The sequence below is a fragment of the Sporosarcina limicola genome (assembly GCF_014873855.1).
GTDB lineage: Bacteria > Bacillota > Bacilli > Bacillales_A > Planococcaceae > Sporosarcina > Sporosarcina limicola.
Window position 1 is genome coordinate 11,089 of sequence record NZ_JADBEL010000019.1, and the last position, 18,484, is coordinate 29,572.

The 18,484-nt window shown below is 41.2% G+C and carries 17 protein-coding genes; all 17 read right to left on the minus strand.

Annotated features, from left to right (window positions below; genetic code table 11):
• Positions 1 to 11: 11 nt before the first annotated feature.
• Positions 12 to 5,528 carry an RHS repeat-associated core domain-containing protein gene (locus tag H4683_RS14860; protein ID WP_192599619.1) on the minus strand — a complete coding sequence of 1,839 codons (5,517 nt, stop codon included), beginning with the start codon at positions 5,526 to 5,528 and terminating at the stop codon, positions 12 to 14.
• A 22-nt stretch (positions 5,529 to 5,550) separates the two neighbouring features.
• Positions 5,551 to 5,949, minus strand: coding sequence for a DUF4280 domain-containing protein (locus H4683_RS14865; RefSeq protein ID WP_192599620.1), 399 nt, complete (start codon positions 5,947 to 5,949; stop codon positions 5,551 to 5,553).
• 73 nt (positions 5,950 to 6,022) lie between these two features.
• Positions 6,023 to 6,520, minus strand: coding sequence for a hypothetical protein (locus H4683_RS14870; protein ID WP_192599621.1), 498 nt, complete (start codon positions 6,518 to 6,520; stop codon positions 6,023 to 6,025).
• A 68-nt stretch (positions 6,521 to 6,588) separates the two neighbouring features.
• Positions 6,589 to 6,858, minus strand: coding sequence for a pentapeptide repeat-containing protein (locus H4683_RS21965; protein WP_192599622.1), 270 nt, complete (start codon positions 6,856 to 6,858; stop codon positions 6,589 to 6,591).
• 9 nt (positions 6,859 to 6,867) lie between these two features.
• Positions 6,868 to 7,005, minus strand: coding sequence for a pre-toxin TG domain-containing protein (locus H4683_RS14880; protein WP_192599623.1), 138 nt, complete (start codon positions 7,003 to 7,005; stop codon positions 6,868 to 6,870).
• Between the two features lie 343 nt (positions 7,006 to 7,348).
• On the minus strand, positions 7,349 to 7,804 hold the full coding sequence (locus H4683_RS14885) for a hypothetical protein (protein WP_192599624.1): 456 nt from the start codon (positions 7,802 to 7,804) through the stop codon (positions 7,349 to 7,351).
• Between the two features lie 70 nt (positions 7,805 to 7,874).
• Complete coding sequence (locus H4683_RS14890) at positions 7,875 to 8,882, minus strand: pre-toxin TG domain-containing protein (protein ID WP_192599625.1); 1,008 nt, start codon at positions 8,880 to 8,882, stop codon at positions 7,875 to 7,877.
• Positions 8,883 to 9,447: 565 nt separating this feature from the next.
• The gene (locus tag H4683_RS14895) at positions 9,448 to 9,891 is read right to left on the minus strand and encodes a contact-dependent growth inhibition system immunity protein (RefSeq protein ID WP_225942116.1); all 444 of its coding nucleotides are present in this window, start codon (positions 9,889 to 9,891) and stop codon (positions 9,448 to 9,450) included.
• A 346-nt stretch (positions 9,892 to 10,237) separates the two neighbouring features.
• Positions 10,238 to 10,489 carry a hypothetical protein gene (locus H4683_RS14900; protein WP_192599626.1) on the minus strand — a complete coding sequence of 84 codons (252 nt, stop codon included), beginning with the start codon at positions 10,487 to 10,489 and terminating at the stop codon, positions 10,238 to 10,240.
• Between the two features lie 2 nt (positions 10,490 to 10,491).
• Positions 10,492 to 11,745, minus strand: a complete 1,254-nt coding sequence (locus tag H4683_RS21470) for a hypothetical protein (protein WP_225942117.1) — start codon at positions 11,743 to 11,745, stop codon at positions 10,492 to 10,494.
• Positions 11,738 to 13,276, minus strand: coding sequence for a contractile injection system protein, VgrG/Pvc8 family (locus H4683_RS14910; RefSeq protein WP_225942123.1), 1,539 nt, complete (start codon positions 13,274 to 13,276; stop codon positions 11,738 to 11,740). The genes H4683_RS21470 and H4683_RS14910 overlap by 8 nt, the downstream gene beginning before the upstream one ends.
• 45 nt (positions 13,277 to 13,321) lie before the next feature.
• Positions 13,322 to 13,741, minus strand: coding sequence for a DUF4280 domain-containing protein (locus tag H4683_RS14915; protein ID WP_192599628.1), 420 nt, complete (start codon positions 13,739 to 13,741; stop codon positions 13,322 to 13,324).
• A 33-nt stretch (positions 13,742 to 13,774) separates the two neighbouring features.
• The gene (locus H4683_RS14920) at positions 13,775 to 14,524 is read right to left on the minus strand and encodes a hypothetical protein (protein ID WP_192599629.1); all 750 of its coding nucleotides are present in this window, start codon (positions 14,522 to 14,524) and stop codon (positions 13,775 to 13,777) included.
• A gap of 72 nt (positions 14,525 to 14,596) precedes the next feature.
• Positions 14,597 to 15,163, minus strand: a complete 567-nt coding sequence (locus H4683_RS14925) for a serine protease (RefSeq protein ID WP_192599630.1) — start codon at positions 15,161 to 15,163, stop codon at positions 14,597 to 14,599.
• Between the two features lie 30 nt (positions 15,164 to 15,193).
• Positions 15,194 to 16,324, minus strand: coding sequence for a pentapeptide repeat-containing protein (locus H4683_RS14930; protein WP_192599631.1), 1,131 nt, complete (start codon positions 16,322 to 16,324; stop codon positions 15,194 to 15,196).
• 75 nt (positions 16,325 to 16,399) lie between these two features.
• On the minus strand, positions 16,400 to 17,824 hold the full coding sequence (locus H4683_RS14935) for a phage baseplate assembly protein V (protein ID WP_192599632.1): 1,425 nt from the start codon (positions 17,822 to 17,824) through the stop codon (positions 16,400 to 16,402).
• Positions 17,821 to 18,471: a hypothetical protein gene (locus tag H4683_RS14940; protein ID WP_192599633.1), complete on the minus strand. Its 651-nt coding sequence runs from the start codon at positions 18,469 to 18,471 to the stop codon at positions 17,821 to 17,823. The genes H4683_RS14935 and H4683_RS14940 overlap by 4 nt, the downstream gene beginning before the upstream one ends.
• Between the last annotated feature and the right edge of the window lie 13 nt (positions 18,472 to 18,484).

Here is an 18,484-nt window from a genome sequence, read left to right on the forward strand (position 1 = left end):
AAAATCCTCCTCTACTTTTTGCATTTCGGCTTACCAGTTTCACCATCTAACTTCCCGTTTCTACCTGGCTTTCCTCCTCCCCAAATGTCACGACCTCCAGCTTTAGTTGGATGATATAATCCATGATTTTTAGCGTGATCAGCGCGGTCTACAAGTGTAAGCCTTCTTACATCTTCATGATGATGCCATGTAAGATCTACCGGACTTGATCCCATACCAGGGTTTTTCAACCAATCATGTAATGCAGGATACCGACCTAGCATATCACGTCGGAAAACTAAATCACTATTGAGTTTATTAATAAATGCTTTATTTGCTCTATTAAACTGAACTTTATCACTTGAATATTGATGTTGAGGGTCTAACATAAAAGCATAAAATATATGATATTGACTATTATTAGGGCGATTAGCCAATCCTAATGGATCAATCATAGTATTCGGATCATTAGTATATCCATATAAAGTAGGGTTATTCCCCGCAAGTCCTATCGGGTCTATCTGAGTATAATTCCCTTGTTCTGGGTCGTAGTATCTGAATCGGTTATAATACAAACCAATTTCTGCATCTTCATACTGACCTTGATACCTAAATGGAATAAAGTCTTTCTCACCTGTAAATTCTTTCACTCGTCCATAAACATCAAGCTCAACTGACCAAACCTTATTACCCTCTTCATCATAAGCTTCGACAGGCGTTCCAAGATAATCACTAATAATACTGTAATTACCTTCATCCGTAATTTTTGCTGAAGGGATGAACCCATCATTAAACACCCATGTGACTAGATTAGCTGGCATTTCAGATTCATTCTGTGAAGAATGCTCAACTTGATTTTCTAATGTAGCTAAATCATTCTCTGAAAAGTACTCATGTAGAATCGTATTCCCATCCCACACAAATCTCATTGTTTTTTCGTTAGAACTCTTCTCAATCCGTCTACCCATCGGATCATACTTGAAAGTAACTTCCGTCTTATCTGGTTTGATGACCTTCGACATCATCCCATTGCCGTCATATTCGTACTTCCACGTATCACCATTCTTCTCAGCCTTCTGAACGAGATTACCTTCTTCATCGTAAGAGAAAGTTGCCTCTCTCGTTTCGAGCAATCTGCTACCGGCACCATAGACGCGATCTGTCTTTTCTTTCGTTTCATACAAATTGCCGACGTCATCGACATTGCGGTGTAGGTAATCAAATTGACTGTCTTGATTGGCCCAGACGAGGTTGCTGAATTCGTCATAGCCATAAGTAACTTGTCCGGCGGTTAACTCGTTGACCATGCCTTTTAATCGATGATTGACATCCCAATTGTAAACTCTTCTTCGTGTATGACGGTTTTGACTGCTTACTCGATGATTTGTCGGCCTTCCTGTGACATCATATTGCCATTGACTGATGACATCCCCGGGTAAGATTCTCTCAATCTCTTGACCCAGTTCATTGTACTGCATCGCTGCTGTCCACTGTTCTTGATCCGCGCGAGAAGCTGTAATTTGCGAGACATTTCCCATTTTATTACGAGCGACATCGATGTTGGCACCCAGGCTACTCGTAACCTGTGAACGACTGCCTAATTCATCATAACTACTCGCAATCCACTGGTCATTCTGCCATTCCTTGATCACTTGTCCAGAGGGGTCTCGCTCGAGCTTTACGGTCATATGCTCATTAGCAGTCTCGAGTAACGAACCATTCTTGTCATAGCCAAACGTTTCCCAAGTGCCATCATAATAATCAGCTCGAATGACATTCCCTAGACCGTTATGTTGATACGCTGTCCAACGATCACCCGGACGATGAATTTTCTGAACCAATCCTGCCTGACTTCGTTCATACGTTTTGGTCAGCTCATCAAAGCCGATTTCCTTGATGATATTCCCTTTCGTATCCCGTTCAAACTGGTACGCTTCGCCTTTTTCATTGATGACAGCGGTTAACTGTTCTTCTGTATCAAAGGTGAAGTTGACGTTCTTCCCACCTTGTTCTCGAGAGGTCAAGCTGCCAAGAATGGTGTAGGCAAAGGAAACTTGCGTGTGGTTATCTTTCGCAAAAACAACATCGTCATAGGCATCATACCGTAAGCGAACGTCGTTACCATCTGACAGGTTTGCCCGTACAAGCCGATTCAAGTGATCATAATTGAACTTTTCTGTTGCCCCTAACGGATTGGTCGTTGTTGTGCAATTGCCACGACGGTCATACGCCCATGTCGAACTTGTCCCGTCTGGTAATGTCACTTGACGCAAGTTCAGCTCATCATCGTAAGCTAAGTTTACCATATGACCTTGCGCATTCGTGACCGTGTCAATTAAATAATTCTGGTTATAGGAAAATTCCGTTTTCGTGCCATCTTCTAAGACATTCGCTTGTAATGTCCCGTCTTCATTATATAGCCACTGACGACTTCCACCCTCTGCGTTGACTACCTGAATCAGCCTATCCTTCTCATCATATTGTGAGGAGAAGGTACTGCCATCTGCCTGCGTAATCGTCACAGGATTTGCCCACTCATCATAGCTAAATGTCGTCACACGACCCTCTTCATCGACTGCTTGGAGTAATTCAAAGTCCTCGTTATAGTCCGTACTGACTTCACTACCATCTGGATGAACAATTTTCGTACAGAGGTTCTCTTCGTTAAAATAATAAGTACTCTTATTGCCTAAGCTATCGGTAATTTCGTTATAGCCCTCGTAATACGCAAGCTCACCTGCAAGGACATTCCCGTCTCCCCATGTCTTGATCACGCGTGCACCTGTTGTGGGGCCGTCATATCGCCAGAAGAAGGAATTTTTATTGCGATCTGTTTTTTGCACCATTAAGTGATTGTTATAATTTATATGCGTACTTTGCCCTAACGCATCTTGGATTTCTACTAAATCTTGTCCATCATTGTAAATATAACGAACCAAAACTTCACGATTCATCTGCTTACACAAGGCGACTTCTGTCATTCTGCCCACTTCATTGGTCGTCACCTCAAGCACTCTCCCCACACTGTCGGTTACTTGGGCTAAGAAGCCTTTAAGGTTATAGGCAAACTGTATGTGATGGTCTTGTTCATTTTTTACTTCTTTTAAGCGGTATTTCGTTTCGGTTGTTTGCTCAAATACATACATCAATCGTGTATCATGCTCAAACAAATGATACTCCCCACCCATATTGGTCAAGGTCATTCTTTCCCGTTTATTAAAATATGGAAAGTTCATGGGCAAAATTGGAAAGCCTACTGCCCGGCCATCTGTCACCACAATCCCAATCAAGTCTTCTTCTTCAAAAATCTCTAAGGCTAGATCATATGTAAAATGCATACCATGACCTGACAAGCCAACCCGGCTACTATCGCTGTACCAAGCGCGTTCCCATGAAAGAGGGATGGGTCCAGGTAGTTCAAAATCGATGCCTTCATAAATCATACGCCCTGTGATTAAATCAACAGGATCACGTCCTGTTTTACAAAACTTGTCACTTTGCCCTTTTGTACAGTCAGATTTCTTTAAGGTTTTAGGCTTCGTTTTCGTCGGCACGATTTTAGCCATATCTTTCATCTTGTCTACGGTCTTCGAAACAGCTAGCACTTCGTCCATTGATGCGACGACTTTATCTGCGGCGGTTTTCACGCTCTTAGACCCTTTGTTGGCGAGCGTCGTAACTGTATCTAGCGTCGCGGATACTTTCGCATAAGCTACTTTCATCCCTTTGACTACTTTTGCTGCATCAGCTGCCTTATCCGCAACTTTTGCGGTTTTACTGACGGCTTTTGCCGCTTTTTTGACCTGATAGGCCGTTTTTGCCGCATCACCAATACCCGGAATTGTACCGACTAAGTTCATGGCTGCCCCCATGTAATCTCCCCGTGCCAAGCTTAGTCCTGCATTCGCAACATCCGCAATGGCACCAAAACCAGGAATAAACCCAGCGACATCCAATGCTAAACTGATGCCATCTAAAATACTGCTAAATAAGCTTTTCTTCTCTTTCTTCGCCACTACCTTTTGCGGGAAAATTAAGTCAACTTTCTGCGTGGCTTCGATTGCTTCGGCATTTAACTTCGGTGGTTGGCTTTGCTTCTCCGTACCTTCTTGATCAATGAGCGTACTGATTAACTGGGTGTCAGCCGCGAGGATGATATGACTTTTCTCTTGCGCTGATAGTGCAATCCACTCTTCTGCCTCCATGAACAGCTCTTTCATGCCGCTCATTTCGAGTGTTTCATCCGCCGCTATCATGATGGTACTGTCGCTCAGGAACGTCACGCCTTCTCCATCATCCATCTGTACTTCCAATACCCCTTCTACTGCACTAAAGGTAATCTCGCCAACACCTAATGTCATGTCTTTCCCAGCAGTAGTTGCCAATGACTTAACGGTAGAATCCGCCATTTTCTTCGTTGCTTTTTGTTTCCCCTCTGATGTGACTGAATCTACGCGCACCGAGCTGATGATGATGGCCTCTTCTTCCACTGCGCTTAGAAAGTGCAATTGGGCACGTGCACCTATTGGGGGCATTAAATACATGACGCTATTGGCATCTGCAGAATAAGCAAACCAATGCGCTTTTTCTTTCTCTTGCTTGTCATCTATATCTAAATGAATTTTAACGGTGTTTTGCGTGACATCTACTATTTTCCCTGCAAATGCTGCACCAATGAGATCTAAGTTGCGTACCAATCGCTGACGAATACTTTTCTCTGGTTGAGCCGTATAGTGAAACTTCAATACACCGCCATCAAGATAGATTTCCCGAACCGTTATGACATAGGATTTTCCCTTTAATTGTACCAACGTGCCCAACTCATGAGCTTCCGTGCTTTCAAACGCACAAAAAGTATAATCGGCTTCGCTCACATCAGTACCCTCATTTTCAGTAATCAACCGATACGCATCCACATCCATACGTAAGACAGAAGGCAGATCGTCGATGGTTACGCTTTTCCTACTTGGAGGTGTACCCAGCCAAAATTGCGCACCCTTTCCTTTTAGATCAGGAAAAACAACCGCATGCAACTGGGAGGCCATTCTTTTAATGTATTCCCAATCTGTTTCCATATACTGAATCGAAATATGATCAATGGCCTGACCATCAGAAGCATGGTCGATATAATCCCCCTGAGGATAAGCACTCACAATGGTATTTATTAACTCCACATACGTCATCGTCGTATCTTGAAAAGAACGTGAGCGCTTCACAATATCCATATTTGCCGTAAATGAGACAGCCTCAACGGAGACATAATGCACGCCTTGTACTGCCTGCAACTCCGCATTTTCAATTCTTCCCGAGAATAATATGTCTCTTTTTCGTCCGAATTTCACAACAACTTCATCTGTATGACTGACCTGTTGAATATACTGTTGCGCTTGCTCTTCAGCAATCATTCCCGTAAAGTACAATCTCGCGTGGTCACTGCCCCTTTGTTTGATGGTTAGTTTATCTAAATGAATAAGTGGATAAGGCCATACAAGCTCAATATCCTCATAAGTACTAACGATATGTACTTCTTTTTCTTCTGGCGATTTCAATTACTTACCTCCTTTCTCCTCTTTAAAAACCTTGTATCGGTATGTCCAACTCCTCTTGCCCGTCATGAACAATATCGATTTTGCCTCCACCTGCTGAACATTGCGTATGACAACGGTTTAATAACGCTTGCTTCCCTACGACATGGACATTTTCCATCCCTTCCATCCAATCAATGGAACAGACTGGCGTACACGGTTTTTCCAACTGTAAGCAGACGCCAAAGGTTGGGATGTTTTCAGGGTTTCGATCCCCTACATTCATCAAGGCCTTCCCCTTGATATAAACGCCATGATCTTGCGGCAAGTTTAAATAATTTAGATGGCTTCCATGCTCACAGCTCACGATTGCCCCATGTACTACATAACTAAATTGCTCCTGTTCCGCACTTTCTGTTTCTAAATTGTCCACAACCTGAGCCATTCGACATCTTCCTTTCATATCGCTTTGACAACCACTGTTCTACAGTGTTTTGGAACGATTTAATAGCCACATTCTATCGTCTGTCTAGTTTTACTCGTTGCAACTGGATTCCAAGAAAGGGTCGTCGTAACATACTTTCTGCCACCTCTAAATTGACTAGGGTGAAAGATTCCTTTTTGCCGTCGACTTGAAAAATACAATCTAGTTCCACCTTCTTCGGGTCAATCACGAGCTCCTTCATTTGTCCGTCTGGATAATAAGTCGTCTCATCGGAAATACAGTTCTTCTTCGCAATGTCCATAAGCCAATACACGCGCTGTGTCCCTTTCTGCACATCCGTAAACACAATGGCTGTAAAAACTAAGCCATCCTCGTATTTCGCTAACAATTCTTTCAAATCATCCGACACGATGCTTTGAGGTTTGTCCAAATAATCCAAATACAACGCATTCTCTTTCTCTACCACTTCCGCGAATACAGACGAACAGACAAAATCAGCATCGAGGTCTGTCTTCAAAGGAATGATTGGGTTTGTAATACTTTGATCTTGTCGAAGAATAAAATACTCCATCTTTTCCCCCCGTAATCCTCATTTCTGTCTCTCATCACTTTGGTGACCACATCAACACGGTAGCAAAGTTAATGAATCCACTGAATGTCTTCCATCTGATCTGGGCTAAATAGACATTTCTCTTGATCGCGTTTAAAGAAGGTAGCCCCTTTTAAATTGGCATCTGTAAAATTGGCACCTGCAATCTGCGCAAACTCAAACCTTGCATTTTCCAAATTCGCATAGGAAAAGTCTATTTGTTTAAAATGTTTCCGCTGTAATTGTAGGTTTGAGAAGCCTTCAAACGTGTACGATTTATCCGTTCTAACTCGTTTAACTCCCTTTGGAAACTCCGCCACCAACGATTGCTATTTCGCCGCTACACGTTCCCAATCATCCAATTTCCGTCCAGTAATCGGGTCTCTTCCGGTTATCACTTCTACTGCTTCCTTCACGTTCCAAACAACCGGGATGGAGTCTACGACGGCGGAGAGTATTTCTCGCAAATTAGCTTCCGCGCTTTGGTGAAGACTTTGCCACTCTTTTTATTAGCCCACCTTTGTAGTTTCAATACATGTAAAAACGCAAAAAGCACTTGTTGCCTATAATAAATAGACAATCAAGTGCTTTAAGTTCCTATATTTTCGAGGTTTATTAATATCCTCAAGTTTTTATGTTTTTGCGAGTTCCGTGTTTTTTATATTGATAATATGACATCCTTGAGTGGTCCCGTCAAGTACGGTCTTTCACTTGACTGTTTTCACCGGTTGCAGTTCTGAAACGGACTTGACTTTTTTCTGTCTAGGATATTGACGTAGATCCATAGGTAATACCAACGTAATATTGTGATTATATAGCTTCAAATACTGTAATAAATAAAGAGTCCCATTCTTCATAAACCTCCACAGAAATATTTCTAGAAGGAAACCTTTGTTTGAAACTCATAGACCAAAATAATTTTAATATATCACCAAGAACTTGTATTTGTGCTGAATTATTTTCATCTTCATTCACATTGATGTGGAAATAGTCTTTCAATTCATATAGATTCATCATCTTTTCAACAGAACACTTATCTCCTTGACACTCATCGTCCCACTTTTTTAACAACTTCTCACTATAGTTATCCTTAAGTAAAAAGTAATTTTCCACCTCTATAATTTCAGGATAATAGAACTTTGCAAATGCTAGGGCAGTCTGTATGTCAGCCTTAATATTTACATAACTCCTCCAACTAAAATTATTTGGGTTGGCTCTTTTATATTCTATATACTCTTTTATAGTTTCATCAGTAAATAACTCCATAAAATCCCCCTCATTTTATTAAGCTACGATTCATCATAATTAACCTGATAACGCGCAAGCTAAAATCTTATTATTTTCTTGAGTTCGGTATTTCATCTGGATCAACTGGGCGAACCTCATATCCATTTTGGAATTGCTCACCTGTTTTTGGATTAGTATTAAACGTTGGCTCTTCTACATTTGGTCTAGGGATTGAACCATGGTCTTTACCGTCAATTCGGACTTCCTTCACTATCTTTCCATCAGAACCATAAGTTGTGTATTTTGTAATATTCCCGTTTGTATCTCTATCAACTTTTGTAGAATTAGGTGTTCCAGTATCAGCAGGGGCGCTACGACTCTTTTTAGATGTAGATGTGGAATTACCCACCGCCTTATCAACTACTTTTTCCACACGAGAGACAACATCCGACGCCACTTTCTCTGGTACTTTCGGTTTTTCCTCTGATTTCTTTGATTTTGTCGATTTCTTCGCTGCCTTTCCACCACCAGCGACAGCCGAAACTACTTTACCGGTCCGAACTGCCCCTTTGACGACAGCACCGCCAACCATGGCCGCACCTGCTGCTACGCGTTCCCAATCATCCAATTTTCGTCCAGTAATCGGGTCTCCTCCGGTTATCACTTCGACGGCTGCTTTCGCGTTCCCAACGACCGGGATAAAGTCTACGACGGCGGAGAGTGTTTCTTTTAAGTTAGCTCCCGTCAGTGACTTGGCAGCTAATGCCGTTTTCTTGGCAGCTTTTTTCAGGACCTTGCCTGCTTGTTTGAAGAAGCCATCTTTTTCTTTTTTCTTCTTTTTAGACTTTTTAGCCAGTACTGCTTTTTTCATGTTCTTTTTCAGTTTCTTAATTTGTTGCTTTGGCGAAAGGTTGTTCTTGAACGTCCGCGCTTTCGTAAAGACTTTGCCGATCTTTTTCTTAGCCTTCTTCTTAGCCCTCTTCACTTTCTTTTTGGCCTTTTTCTGACTGGCGGCTAGTTGTTTTTTCTTTTTCTTGACCGTTTTTTTGACGGCCTTTTTCGCTACTTTCGCAACCTTCTTAACCGATTGAACGGTCTTTTTAGTTGCCTGTTTCACTTACTTCGCCGCATTCTTGACAAACCCACCGCGGGAATACTGCCAAGAAGACTGCCCGCGGCAGCTAAGTCACTCCATGATACTCAACGGAAACTTTATCAATAGAAAGTTGTACGTTATTCATGCGTTTCCCCCATAGGCAAAACTTTTAACGGATTTGCCGCTTGTATTATAGAAATCAGGGAGTCGGTGGCTAGCCTTTAACACATGACCTTCCCGTTAATAGATTTCCATGCTTACAATATCAGTAGTCGTCTTACTCCATTCATAAGTTGCGACCAAGTCCTTTCACCATATCTATTGTTGTGGTAATGTACATTGTAGCGATTCATTTTGAAAAAACACAAAAAAGCGAAGCTAACAAAAAACAGGTCAATCATGGTGGTATCTGACCATAATCGACCTGTTTAATGTAACGGAATATCGTTATTTAGGTTATAGAATTAAAGACTTAATGTCCGTACAAATGAAATGACGAAATCTTTATACGAGTATTACATAGGTTATATGTGTTATTGGTTGAATGATGGATTCATTCGGCACTGGGTACCCCCTCACCAAAATATCAATTAATTTTTTTTATTATATTGATATAGCCTTGATACGTTTCCTTCTGTTCATCGAACATCCAAACATCTGCTAAATCTATTAAGTTGTTCTTTTCAACATTTTCAATCATTCTATCTAATTTACTCTTATGTGCTGAGAGCACTTCCGAACTAATAGATGACAATTTTTCCATCAATTCCATTGAATCAATATCAGCATAGAAAGGTGTGTTCTGTTCATCAATCCTTTCAATAATTTCAACCGTTGCTAAATCTTTAAAAACATCTTGTCTAATACAACGAATCAAATCAAAGTTTGATAACTCACACAGACATTTCCCAGTAACTTCTAAGTGCCATACAGGTAGTGACATATCAGAATACTGAGTTGCATTTTGTATTACACCTTCATATTCTTCATTAGTCAAAAACTCTTTTAATGTCATTTTTCTATTAATCATATACATTACTCCAATCACTATTTAGGTGGATACACTCCGCCATTGGGGGCAAACATATCTACAATTTTTTTCATCGTAGCGTTTACCTCATTCAACATATAATTGTGGTTTTGGACGTTCCCACGTCTTGCAAGGTTATCCTATCCTGCTAGCCAACAGGGTATATGCTATCTGTTCCGAGTTTTGCCTTCTGGTCCTCCGCACAGAACCTCGCGATACCTGCACTACCAGTCAGCTATACATTTCCGCCACTACGGCATGTTAGGGACTTTCACCCATTAGAGAAAAGCGCTGCCAAGCGCACAAAACCTTGAAAGGCTATAAGCCAGTCAAGGTTAATTTAAAATTATGACTCAAAAGCTGTTCTTTCTGGAAACTCACCACCTTCTCTAATTAAGCAAACGGCCAATCTTTGTGCAGCTCTGTCAAAATAAAACTTAGACAGAATATTTGGGTCTGGTATAACTTCTAACTCAGAAAATTTCCTAGTTAATTTATTTAGCTCAATTTTCCCCATAATATTTTCATTAGGTCCAAATCTGTAGACCACAGTTTCATTATTTTCATATTCTTTTAGTAATAAAACGTACGAAGCCAACTTTACTCCTCCTTAGGTGGATACCACGGACGCCCAGAGTCTACTGTTCTATCATGTGCTGTCCTATAATTCGTTTTGAATATCCCTTCAAATTTTGATTCAAAAAGTTCATGATTCAATAAGTCAATGTCATTCTTTTTATATGTGCCTCTTTGAAGCCTATCCCATGCTTGTGCAATTTCATAATCTGCATCAAAGCGTCCAACACCATGTTCTTTAATATGCTTTTTAGTAAACAAATGCTCTTTTATTCTTTGCACTCTATGTTCAGCCATCCCTGTATTTTTTACAATAGACTGAACATCCATTTTCGATTTTCTAAAAGATTCATACATTTTCTCTGCTTTATCGAGTTGTTTAAGATATTCATCAATAGAAAGTTCTCTACCACCCGTTTGAACTTTACCTTTACCCTTATTAGCATTACCCTCAGAAGGTTTACTCGTCCCCTTACCAATCTTCCCAACCTCCTTAGCCTTTTCCCCGACTTTCGCAAAATCATGTGCATAACCTGCTATTTTGGCGGGTTTATAAAATGTGAATAATGCAGCCTCTACTCTCTCTTCTATTGTTGAATCGGCACTCAGCATGGTTCCTATATCTCCTAAAAAGAAGTCAAACCCCGCCATGGCATAAGGAGCCATTCCATCTGGTGTCCCTGGACCATTCCCACCTACGACTTTTCTCATACCCTCGAACGTGATTGGTTCATTATAATCAGGTAACTTTTGACTACCACTTTTACGGTTCGGATCATCAAAGTCTGTGTTTTGCATATACTTTATTATTTCGGCCTCTTCTGTACTGAACTTTACTGCTAATACCGCTTTCTTTTCAGTCTTTTTGACAGCCTTAATGTTTTTGTTTGCCTGTTTAACAACTGCCTTAGTTTTCATTATGACCTTTTTAGTAAGCAGCACTGCTTTCTTCACGGTCTTTTTCAGTTTCTTGACCAGTTGACTCTTCGACAGATTAGTCATTAGTTTCCGCGCTTTTGTATAAACCTTGCCCATCTTTTTCTTCACTTTTCTTTTGAGCTTTTTGAGGCCTTTTCGAATACTCGCGGTCACTTGTTGTTTCTTTTTTTTGAGGGTATTTTTGGCTGGCTTGGCAACCTTTTTGAGGGTCTTCTTAGCTGTCTCGACGCCCTGTTTGACTTTCTCTGCCGCGTCGCGTACATTACCCACAGCGGGAATGCTACCAAGAAGGCTGGCTGCGGCAGCTAAAAATCCTTTACTTTTCTTCGCTTTAGCCATCGGCGCCACCTGCCAATGGCATCATGCCGGCGACATCGAGTCCAAGCTGAAGCTCGTCAATCTCATCCTCTTCTTCTACACTCGAAACAGAAACGGGGGCTTTAGTTGATCCGTCCATTTCCACAAGCTCGCCTTGAATGTCTGTGCTGCCATCTAACACGAGACTACTGGCGTCACACGTGAAATGAATCGATTCTTCGGCGGTCATTATCAAGCGCTGTTTTCCCGTAAAGTGGAGGTCTTGTTCCGCTTTAAGTACTAACGGCTGTTGGCTGTGAAGTTCGATTCCGTCTTCTTCATGGAGTTTGAGAAAGAGGGTTCCTTCCTTCGCCGTTACGCTGACTTCTTGCCGATCCAACTTCATTTCTTTGCCGTAAGGTGTACCCCAATACGTAATGCCTGGGTCCGCCGTTTTCGGATTGGTCGCGCCCTCTTTTCGCAAAGAATGCCGGACGACCGCCTCTTCCTCCCTGCGATTTAGGAAAGTGAGATGGACCGTATCGCCTAGTTCAGGTGGGCAATACAAACCGCTATGTCCTTCTGCCGTATACAGTGGAGCAAGCGGAAACCACGTGGCCTCTTCCTTTTTTTGTTCGGCATCGATTGCGAGGTGCAGTCGCACCCCTTCCTTCGTCACATCAAGGACGGTTCCTTCTACAGACGTTCCAGTAAGTGTCGGCGCGTACATCCTAGCTTGGCGAATGCCCGCTTCAGCTGTTAGGAGATAGTCATAGGTAAGGATACCTTGTTTCATACGAACAATTGCTGTAGCGACCACGAGCTCCTCGCCCTTTAGGTGCACACGATCACCAAGGTGAAGCCGTTGTTTGGATTGGATGCCATACGTCAACACTTCGTTCTCTACCAAGGGACGAGCCGTATCATTGTGGGCTGTATTCCTATAAGTAGAAAGGTCTTTAGCGAGGGTGTAGGTATGAGCGGGTAGCTCCCCTACTTGTCCCTCAGGCACGCCGAACCATACTTTGGGCGCATCGGCGACAGCTTCTGCTACCAACACCGTCCCGAAATGAGACGCCATGCGCTTGAGAAACTGCCAGTCCGTCTCCTTATATTGTAATACAAAATTCCCCAATTGGGTAGAGCGAGAGGCGCTATCAATCGAGTCCGATCCCGGATAGGTTGCGAGCACCTGCTCAATCAATTCAGTGTACGTCATACGCTTGTTTTGAAAGGAACGAGATGCTCGCTGGATGTCCAAGTGAAACGTATGGGAGATGGCCTCAATTTCGACATAATAGATATCCCTTACCATTCGAATGGCAATTTCCGTCACTAGCCCTTTAAATAAAGGGCGCACTAATTGACCGTCTTTCACTTGATTCAGTTCAATCTGATCCGCACTGCTTGCCAGTGCGATGCAGCTGGCTTTCTTGTCTTCGGGGATAATGCCCGTTAGAAATAATCTTGCATGTTCATTGACGGTTTGAATCAGTTTAAGATCATGTATCGTCTGGACTTCATACGGGGATACGAGCTGTAGCTCGCCGTATCCTACCCCTTCCTCGCACATTTTCACACGGAATCCCTTCTTTCTTCCAAGGAGGATGGATTCGGTTTATTCCTGCCCATCCTCTTCAACTTTTATCGTCCCGCAATAGAGACACATATTGCTAGATTGATTGACTAGGGTAGGGAATTTCTCTACCCATTGATCTGCTTTCCCATCAATCCATGGCATCGTTACGACTGGGGTACAAGGCATCGGTTGTAGAACGCCTTGATTGGCTGCGGTTGCTGCGGCCACCGTTGGATTGGCTAGCGTATGACACTTCCCAAAGGGCTGAATGTTGGTATAAGGCTTATAATCCATGATATTCATCTGTGCCTTGTCTTTCACATAGACACCATGACTAGTAGGCATCGTTAAGATGCTTGTCTGATCACCTTGTGAACACGATACAGTAGCACCCGCGACCACGTAGCTTCGCTGCTCGTCCCCTTTTGTCTGCATTTCACTCGTGTTGGATTGAGGCATAATCCCCCGCCCTTTCTTCATCTTAGATTTCAATCAAAATATCAAGATTTCTTCTTCTTTCTCTTTTCCTTCTTCAAATATTTCTATGAACATAATTTTTTTACTACTATCTTCGAGCTCCCCAATAGAAATTTGTAGTACTTTTGTATTTTCTCCTCCCAATCTATAGAAATAGCCGTTCCATCTTCCCGTAACTGCTTGAGCATCTGAAGCAAGTATCTCTTCCTTATACATTAATTCCCCACTATCGGTAGTAATTGTGTTACCATCACCGCTAATTGTTAACTTTTTTAGAATCGTTGAGTCTGGATTATTAATAATGAGCGTCTTATCTTCTTTTTGAATCTCAATTTCACAATTTCCAATTTTACCAAGTTCAAAATAATTATTTGCTTGTAAAATTAATGTGTATTCCTCTTTCGTCACTCCAAGTTTTTCATCATAGGGTAATACTTCACCATCTTCAAGACCTTCTAGCGCTTCCAAATACCACTCTTGGTTTTCAGCTAAAGATTCCTCTATCGTTTCTGAAATCTGATTCATCTTATCGCTCATATCCGCCGGCAATCCAATAGTCATTATATCCGCTTGATATGTACCTTCTGAAAAAGTACTGAAAAAGCTTGACTTACTACCCGCTTTTTTAGCTACGCCTTCAGCACTTTCCGAACTGTTACCGTTATCCGCTGAGTCAGCCTTCTTCCCCTCATTTACATTAGCGTCTGTACCGCAACCAACTAGTAAAAACAATGCGGAAATCATATAAACCCATTTGCTATTCATCTAACTAACCCCTCATATTCGCTATTATTTTTTCAATTAACAATCATTTTATTAAAACATATTATTCTATCTCTAGTAATTGAACGAATGATTTCCCTGCACTTCGTTCCATCTTCCAGCTGTCTGAACTTTTACTAATCGCACTCCTCGAAACGCACGGCGCAATAGACTTTCAGCTAAGGTAACGTTCACTATAAGATAGTCCTCTCTCAATCCCTCCACCTTAAAAACTGTATAAGGTGCTGCTAACTCTTCCTCAATCACAAGTTTTTTAACCGTGCCATCTGGATGAAATTCGGTTTGTTCAGAAAGACATGCGACAGGAGGTGGGATCATAAGCCAATACAACACTTGGCTCCTCTTTTTTGAATCCATTAATACAACAGATTTCAAAGGCATTCTTGGCGCATATTTCTCAATCAGTTGTTTTAAGGGATTAGATAGGAGCGAGATTGGCTTTTCGATAAAATCAATATAATCGCTCGTTCCCTTCTCCAAAATCGGAAATTGGCGATCCAGATTCTCTAATTCGTCTACCCTTTCCATCGTCAACATCTCTCTTTTGAGAACTTGAGAAATTCCAATTGGCTCTACAACATCAGGAATCCGCTCATCCTGTGTTAGGATAAAATAGTTCATCTTCTGCTCTCCTTTCTTCCCAAAAATCGGTTATTTCCAAATAATGCTGGATTCTTGATGTGGTTCAAGCGTCAGATGTTCCCTTGCTTCTTTAGAAAACATTGCCCCAGTAAGATTCGCTCCTGTAAAGTCAACGCCTTTAATAGTTGCTTCAACAAAACACGCACCCTGGAGGTTTGCCTGCTGAAAATCAGCGCCTTCTAGGTTAGCACCAACGAATCGCACGGGAAGATATCCTGGCATTTCCCAGTGAGTTAGGTCCGGTAGACCGCTTGCTCCTTCTGCTTGTCGAAAGATTGCTCCCTGAAGTTGGCTATAGCTGAAATCCGCTTCATAAATCAAACTAAAACTCAAATCGCTTTCCACTAGTTGACATGCTTTTAAATTAGCGCCGACGAGCATACAGTGACGCATTCGGCTGTAAGATACATTACTCTTTTGAAAAAAAGCGTATCTTAAATCCATTGATTCATAGTTTCCTAAAGATAAATTCAAATCTGAAAACACCTCATAAGGGTACTCATCATCCAATTTTTCGTTGAGCCAAGCTTTTACTTCTTCACTATCTTTTACAGTATGATCTTCAATGTAAACGACTTCACTTACATCCATATATTCTCCTACCCGAATTTCAACGGTAAGTTCCTTTTCAAGCGCCTGATATTCTGGGCATATGATGCTAGCAGGCAAAGCATACCGGGCCAAGCTTATGATGTACTGATGGTAGTGTTTGGCTTCCTTCAGTTTAATTCTTTCGATATCTGATTGGGTAATGACCCCAGTAAACGTTTTGCTTCGTTCATTCAGTTCAGTTATCAATTGATCTAAAAAGCGAAATGCCCAACTCGCATCATAGGTTGCTAGAAAAGGTTGCAGGTCAAAAAACCAAGCTTCATCTGTCCCTTCAATGATGTAGGTATGGTTTCCCTCCAACAATTCTGTACGCAACATCGAAAAAGTAATATGGCCAAGTGGTGCTTTACTCATTTGAGTCTGTTGCTCTTTAATGCTAAAACATATCTTTTTGAAGGACTGTTTAAATTCTTCGGCTAGCTCATCTTTAGACGTTTGAAAAAAGTGCTCCAATGCCAACAGATTTTCTATTCTTCTTTTTTCTACTTCATTTTCGAGAAAATGCTGTAAAACTTCCTCTCTATGCATATCCTGTTCTCCTTCCACACCAATAAAATAACTTATCAGTCGTATAAGCCACTATGGTTGGCATCTTACATCACTCTAGTTTGCCTTCACTTCCTTACCGAAAATTTTGACACTTCCATCCATGATGATTTTACTCTCCTTGCAAGTAAGGCTAATTTCTTCTGCTGCTGACATAAGGATCTTCTTGCCCGAGTTTACTGAAATATCTGCATCAGAAATGATTTTGATTTCTTTTTTGCTGAAAATTTCGATACCATTTTCTTCATTTAATCGAATATAAATATCTCCGTCTTTTGCCGTAATAACAATTTCAGTTGGACTCATCATTAGCTCTTTACCAAAAGCGTTCCGGAAATATTTTATAGTAGGATCATCCAGCTTATTTGTCTCACTACTATCTAAATTCTTACGTATCGAACTACTTGCGATTCCATCCTCTTCCTTATCAGTAGGGAAATACACGTGAACATAATCATCTATTTCTGGCATACAATACCATCCACTATGTCCTTCCGCTGTATACACAGTAGAATATAAGAACCAGTGAGCCTCCCCTTTATCTTGTGTTTCATCAATGTTCAAATGGATCTTCACATGATCCTTCGCTACTTCAATCACCTTTCCTTCAACAGATAGCCCGATGACCGATTCATTATAAGTTTCCCTCTGGTTCATTCCTTCTTTAGATGACAGTGTATAGAGATGTTTTAACAGGCCTTCTTTCATCGAAGTGAGGCCTTCACAGACAAACAAGCTTTCCTCTTTAAAAGACACACAATCCCCAATCTCAAGAACGTGATTAGTTTCTACCTCATAATAGATAAAATCATTTTCCTCAATACCCTGATTTCCATTCTTTGTATAGATAAGATAGTCGGCTATTTTTTTTCTCGTGATATAGTGATAGTCTTCCAGCTTTCCTTTATAGCTTCCCTCTGATACACCAAAATGAAATTTTGGCTTATCAAAAGTTGTTGCCGGAACAAGCCCGGTGTTAAATCGAGAAGCCATTCGTTTTAAAAATTGCCAATCGGTTTCTCGATATTGCATCGTAAAATTGCCAAGAGCAGCTCCTTTAGAGGCTTCGTCAATAATGTCGATTCCAGGATAAGCAGCTCCCACCTGCTGGAATAAGGTAGCATAGGTCATTTCTTTATTTTGAAAGGAGCGATTGTTCCTCTTTACATCCAAGTGATACGTGTGGGAAGCCGCTTCAACTTCGATATAGTAAACGTCTCTAACTGTTTTCACTTCAATAGTTAAAACGATACCTTTAAAAAGAGGAAGAGGATTTCCTTGCTCGTCAAGCTGATTGATTTCCACCACTGTGTTGGATTCCGTCATCTTTACATAGTCATCCTTGACATCCTCAGGTACGATACCTGTAAAATATAGCCTGGCATGATCATTCATTTTTTTCGTTAAGGTAAGCTCCTGCAAGCTCATTAACTTATAGGGAACAACTTGCAAATTGTTATAGGCAATTACAGAGAGACTCATCGACTTGCACCTCCATCTATCTCTTTTGGATATACTTGTAAGGTTTCCATCATCGCTTTTGCGACTGGACGCCAATCATCCATGTCCTCCTCCATACAATTGAACGTACCAATGAGAGCTTTGCCATCCAAAGAAACAAAGAACATCAGATTAAAAATGTCACCATCCAGCGCTGGAGTGATTACTTCTATAAAACCAATATTCTTGTCGTTGATTACCCTATCACCCTGTTCTAGCCATTCAGCTGATGGTTGCGTTTGTTGCAGAATTTCTACCATACTTTCTTGAAACTCCGTGATGCCCGTATCATTAAGCAGATTTTGCGTATGATTGAAGGCAAGATTGATCGTTGTAGAATCATCCGTATAGATAATGGCTGGTCTGCGTTCAGAAGGATATTTTAGCGATGCCAACTCGGGAAGCATTAGTTGAAATAGCTTCGGCATCCTTATTTTCACCTTCCCCTCAAAGAGAGTCTGTTCTATTATTTGAATTTCTTCGCCATTTATGCTGATAAAAGATTGGTGAATATCTATTTCTGCTTGTTCATATTCATCTTGAGAAACTTCTTTTTGCTCCGATATCGGATTATTCTTTTCTTGCATTTCATTCATTAATTTAATAATCTTTTCATCTAAGAATTCCATCTCTCTTCATCAT

Coding starts and splice junctions, on each gene's coding strand:
- H4683_RS21470 (WP_225942117.1), bottom strand. CDS start 11,745: ATGGCTAAAGCGAAGAAAAGTAAAGGATTTTTAGCTGCCGCAGCCAGC.
- H4683_RS14930 (WP_192599631.1), bottom strand. CDS start 16,324: ATGCATAGAGAGGAAGTTTTACAGCATTTTCTCGAAAATGAAGTAGAA.
- H4683_RS14915 (WP_192599628.1), bottom strand. CDS start 13,741: ATGCCTCAATCCAACACGAGTGAAATGCAGACAAAAGGGGACGAGCAG.
- H4683_RS14895 (WP_225942116.1), bottom strand. CDS start 9,891: ATGATTAATAGAAAAATGACATTAAAAGAGTTTTTGACTAATGAAGAA.
- H4683_RS14910 (WP_225942123.1), bottom strand. CDS start 13,276: ATGTGCGAGGAAGGGGTAGGATACGGCGAGCTACAGCTCGTATCCCCG.
- H4683_RS14925 (WP_192599630.1), bottom strand. CDS start 15,163: ATGAACTATTTTATCCTAACACAGGATGAGCGGATTCCTGATGTTGTA.
- H4683_RS14870 (WP_192599621.1), bottom strand. CDS start 6,520: ATGGAGTATTTTATTCTTCGACAAGATCAAAGTATTACAAACCCAATC.
- H4683_RS14935 (WP_192599632.1), bottom strand. CDS start 17,824: ATGAGTCTCTCTGTAATTGCCTATAACAATTTGCAAGTTGTTCCCTAT.
- H4683_RS14865 (WP_192599620.1), bottom strand. CDS start 5,949: ATGGCTCAGGTTGTGGACAATTTAGAAACAGAAAGTGCGGAACAGGAG.
- H4683_RS14920 (WP_192599629.1), bottom strand. CDS start 14,524: ATGAATAGCAAATGGGTTTATATGATTTCCGCATTGTTTTTACTAGTT.
- H4683_RS14885 (WP_192599624.1), bottom strand. CDS start 7,804: ATGGAGTTATTTACTGATGAAACTATAAAAGAGTATATAGAATATAAA.
- H4683_RS14940 (WP_192599633.1), bottom strand. CDS start 18,471: ATGGAATTCTTAGATGAAAAGATTATTAAATTAATGAATGAAATGCAA.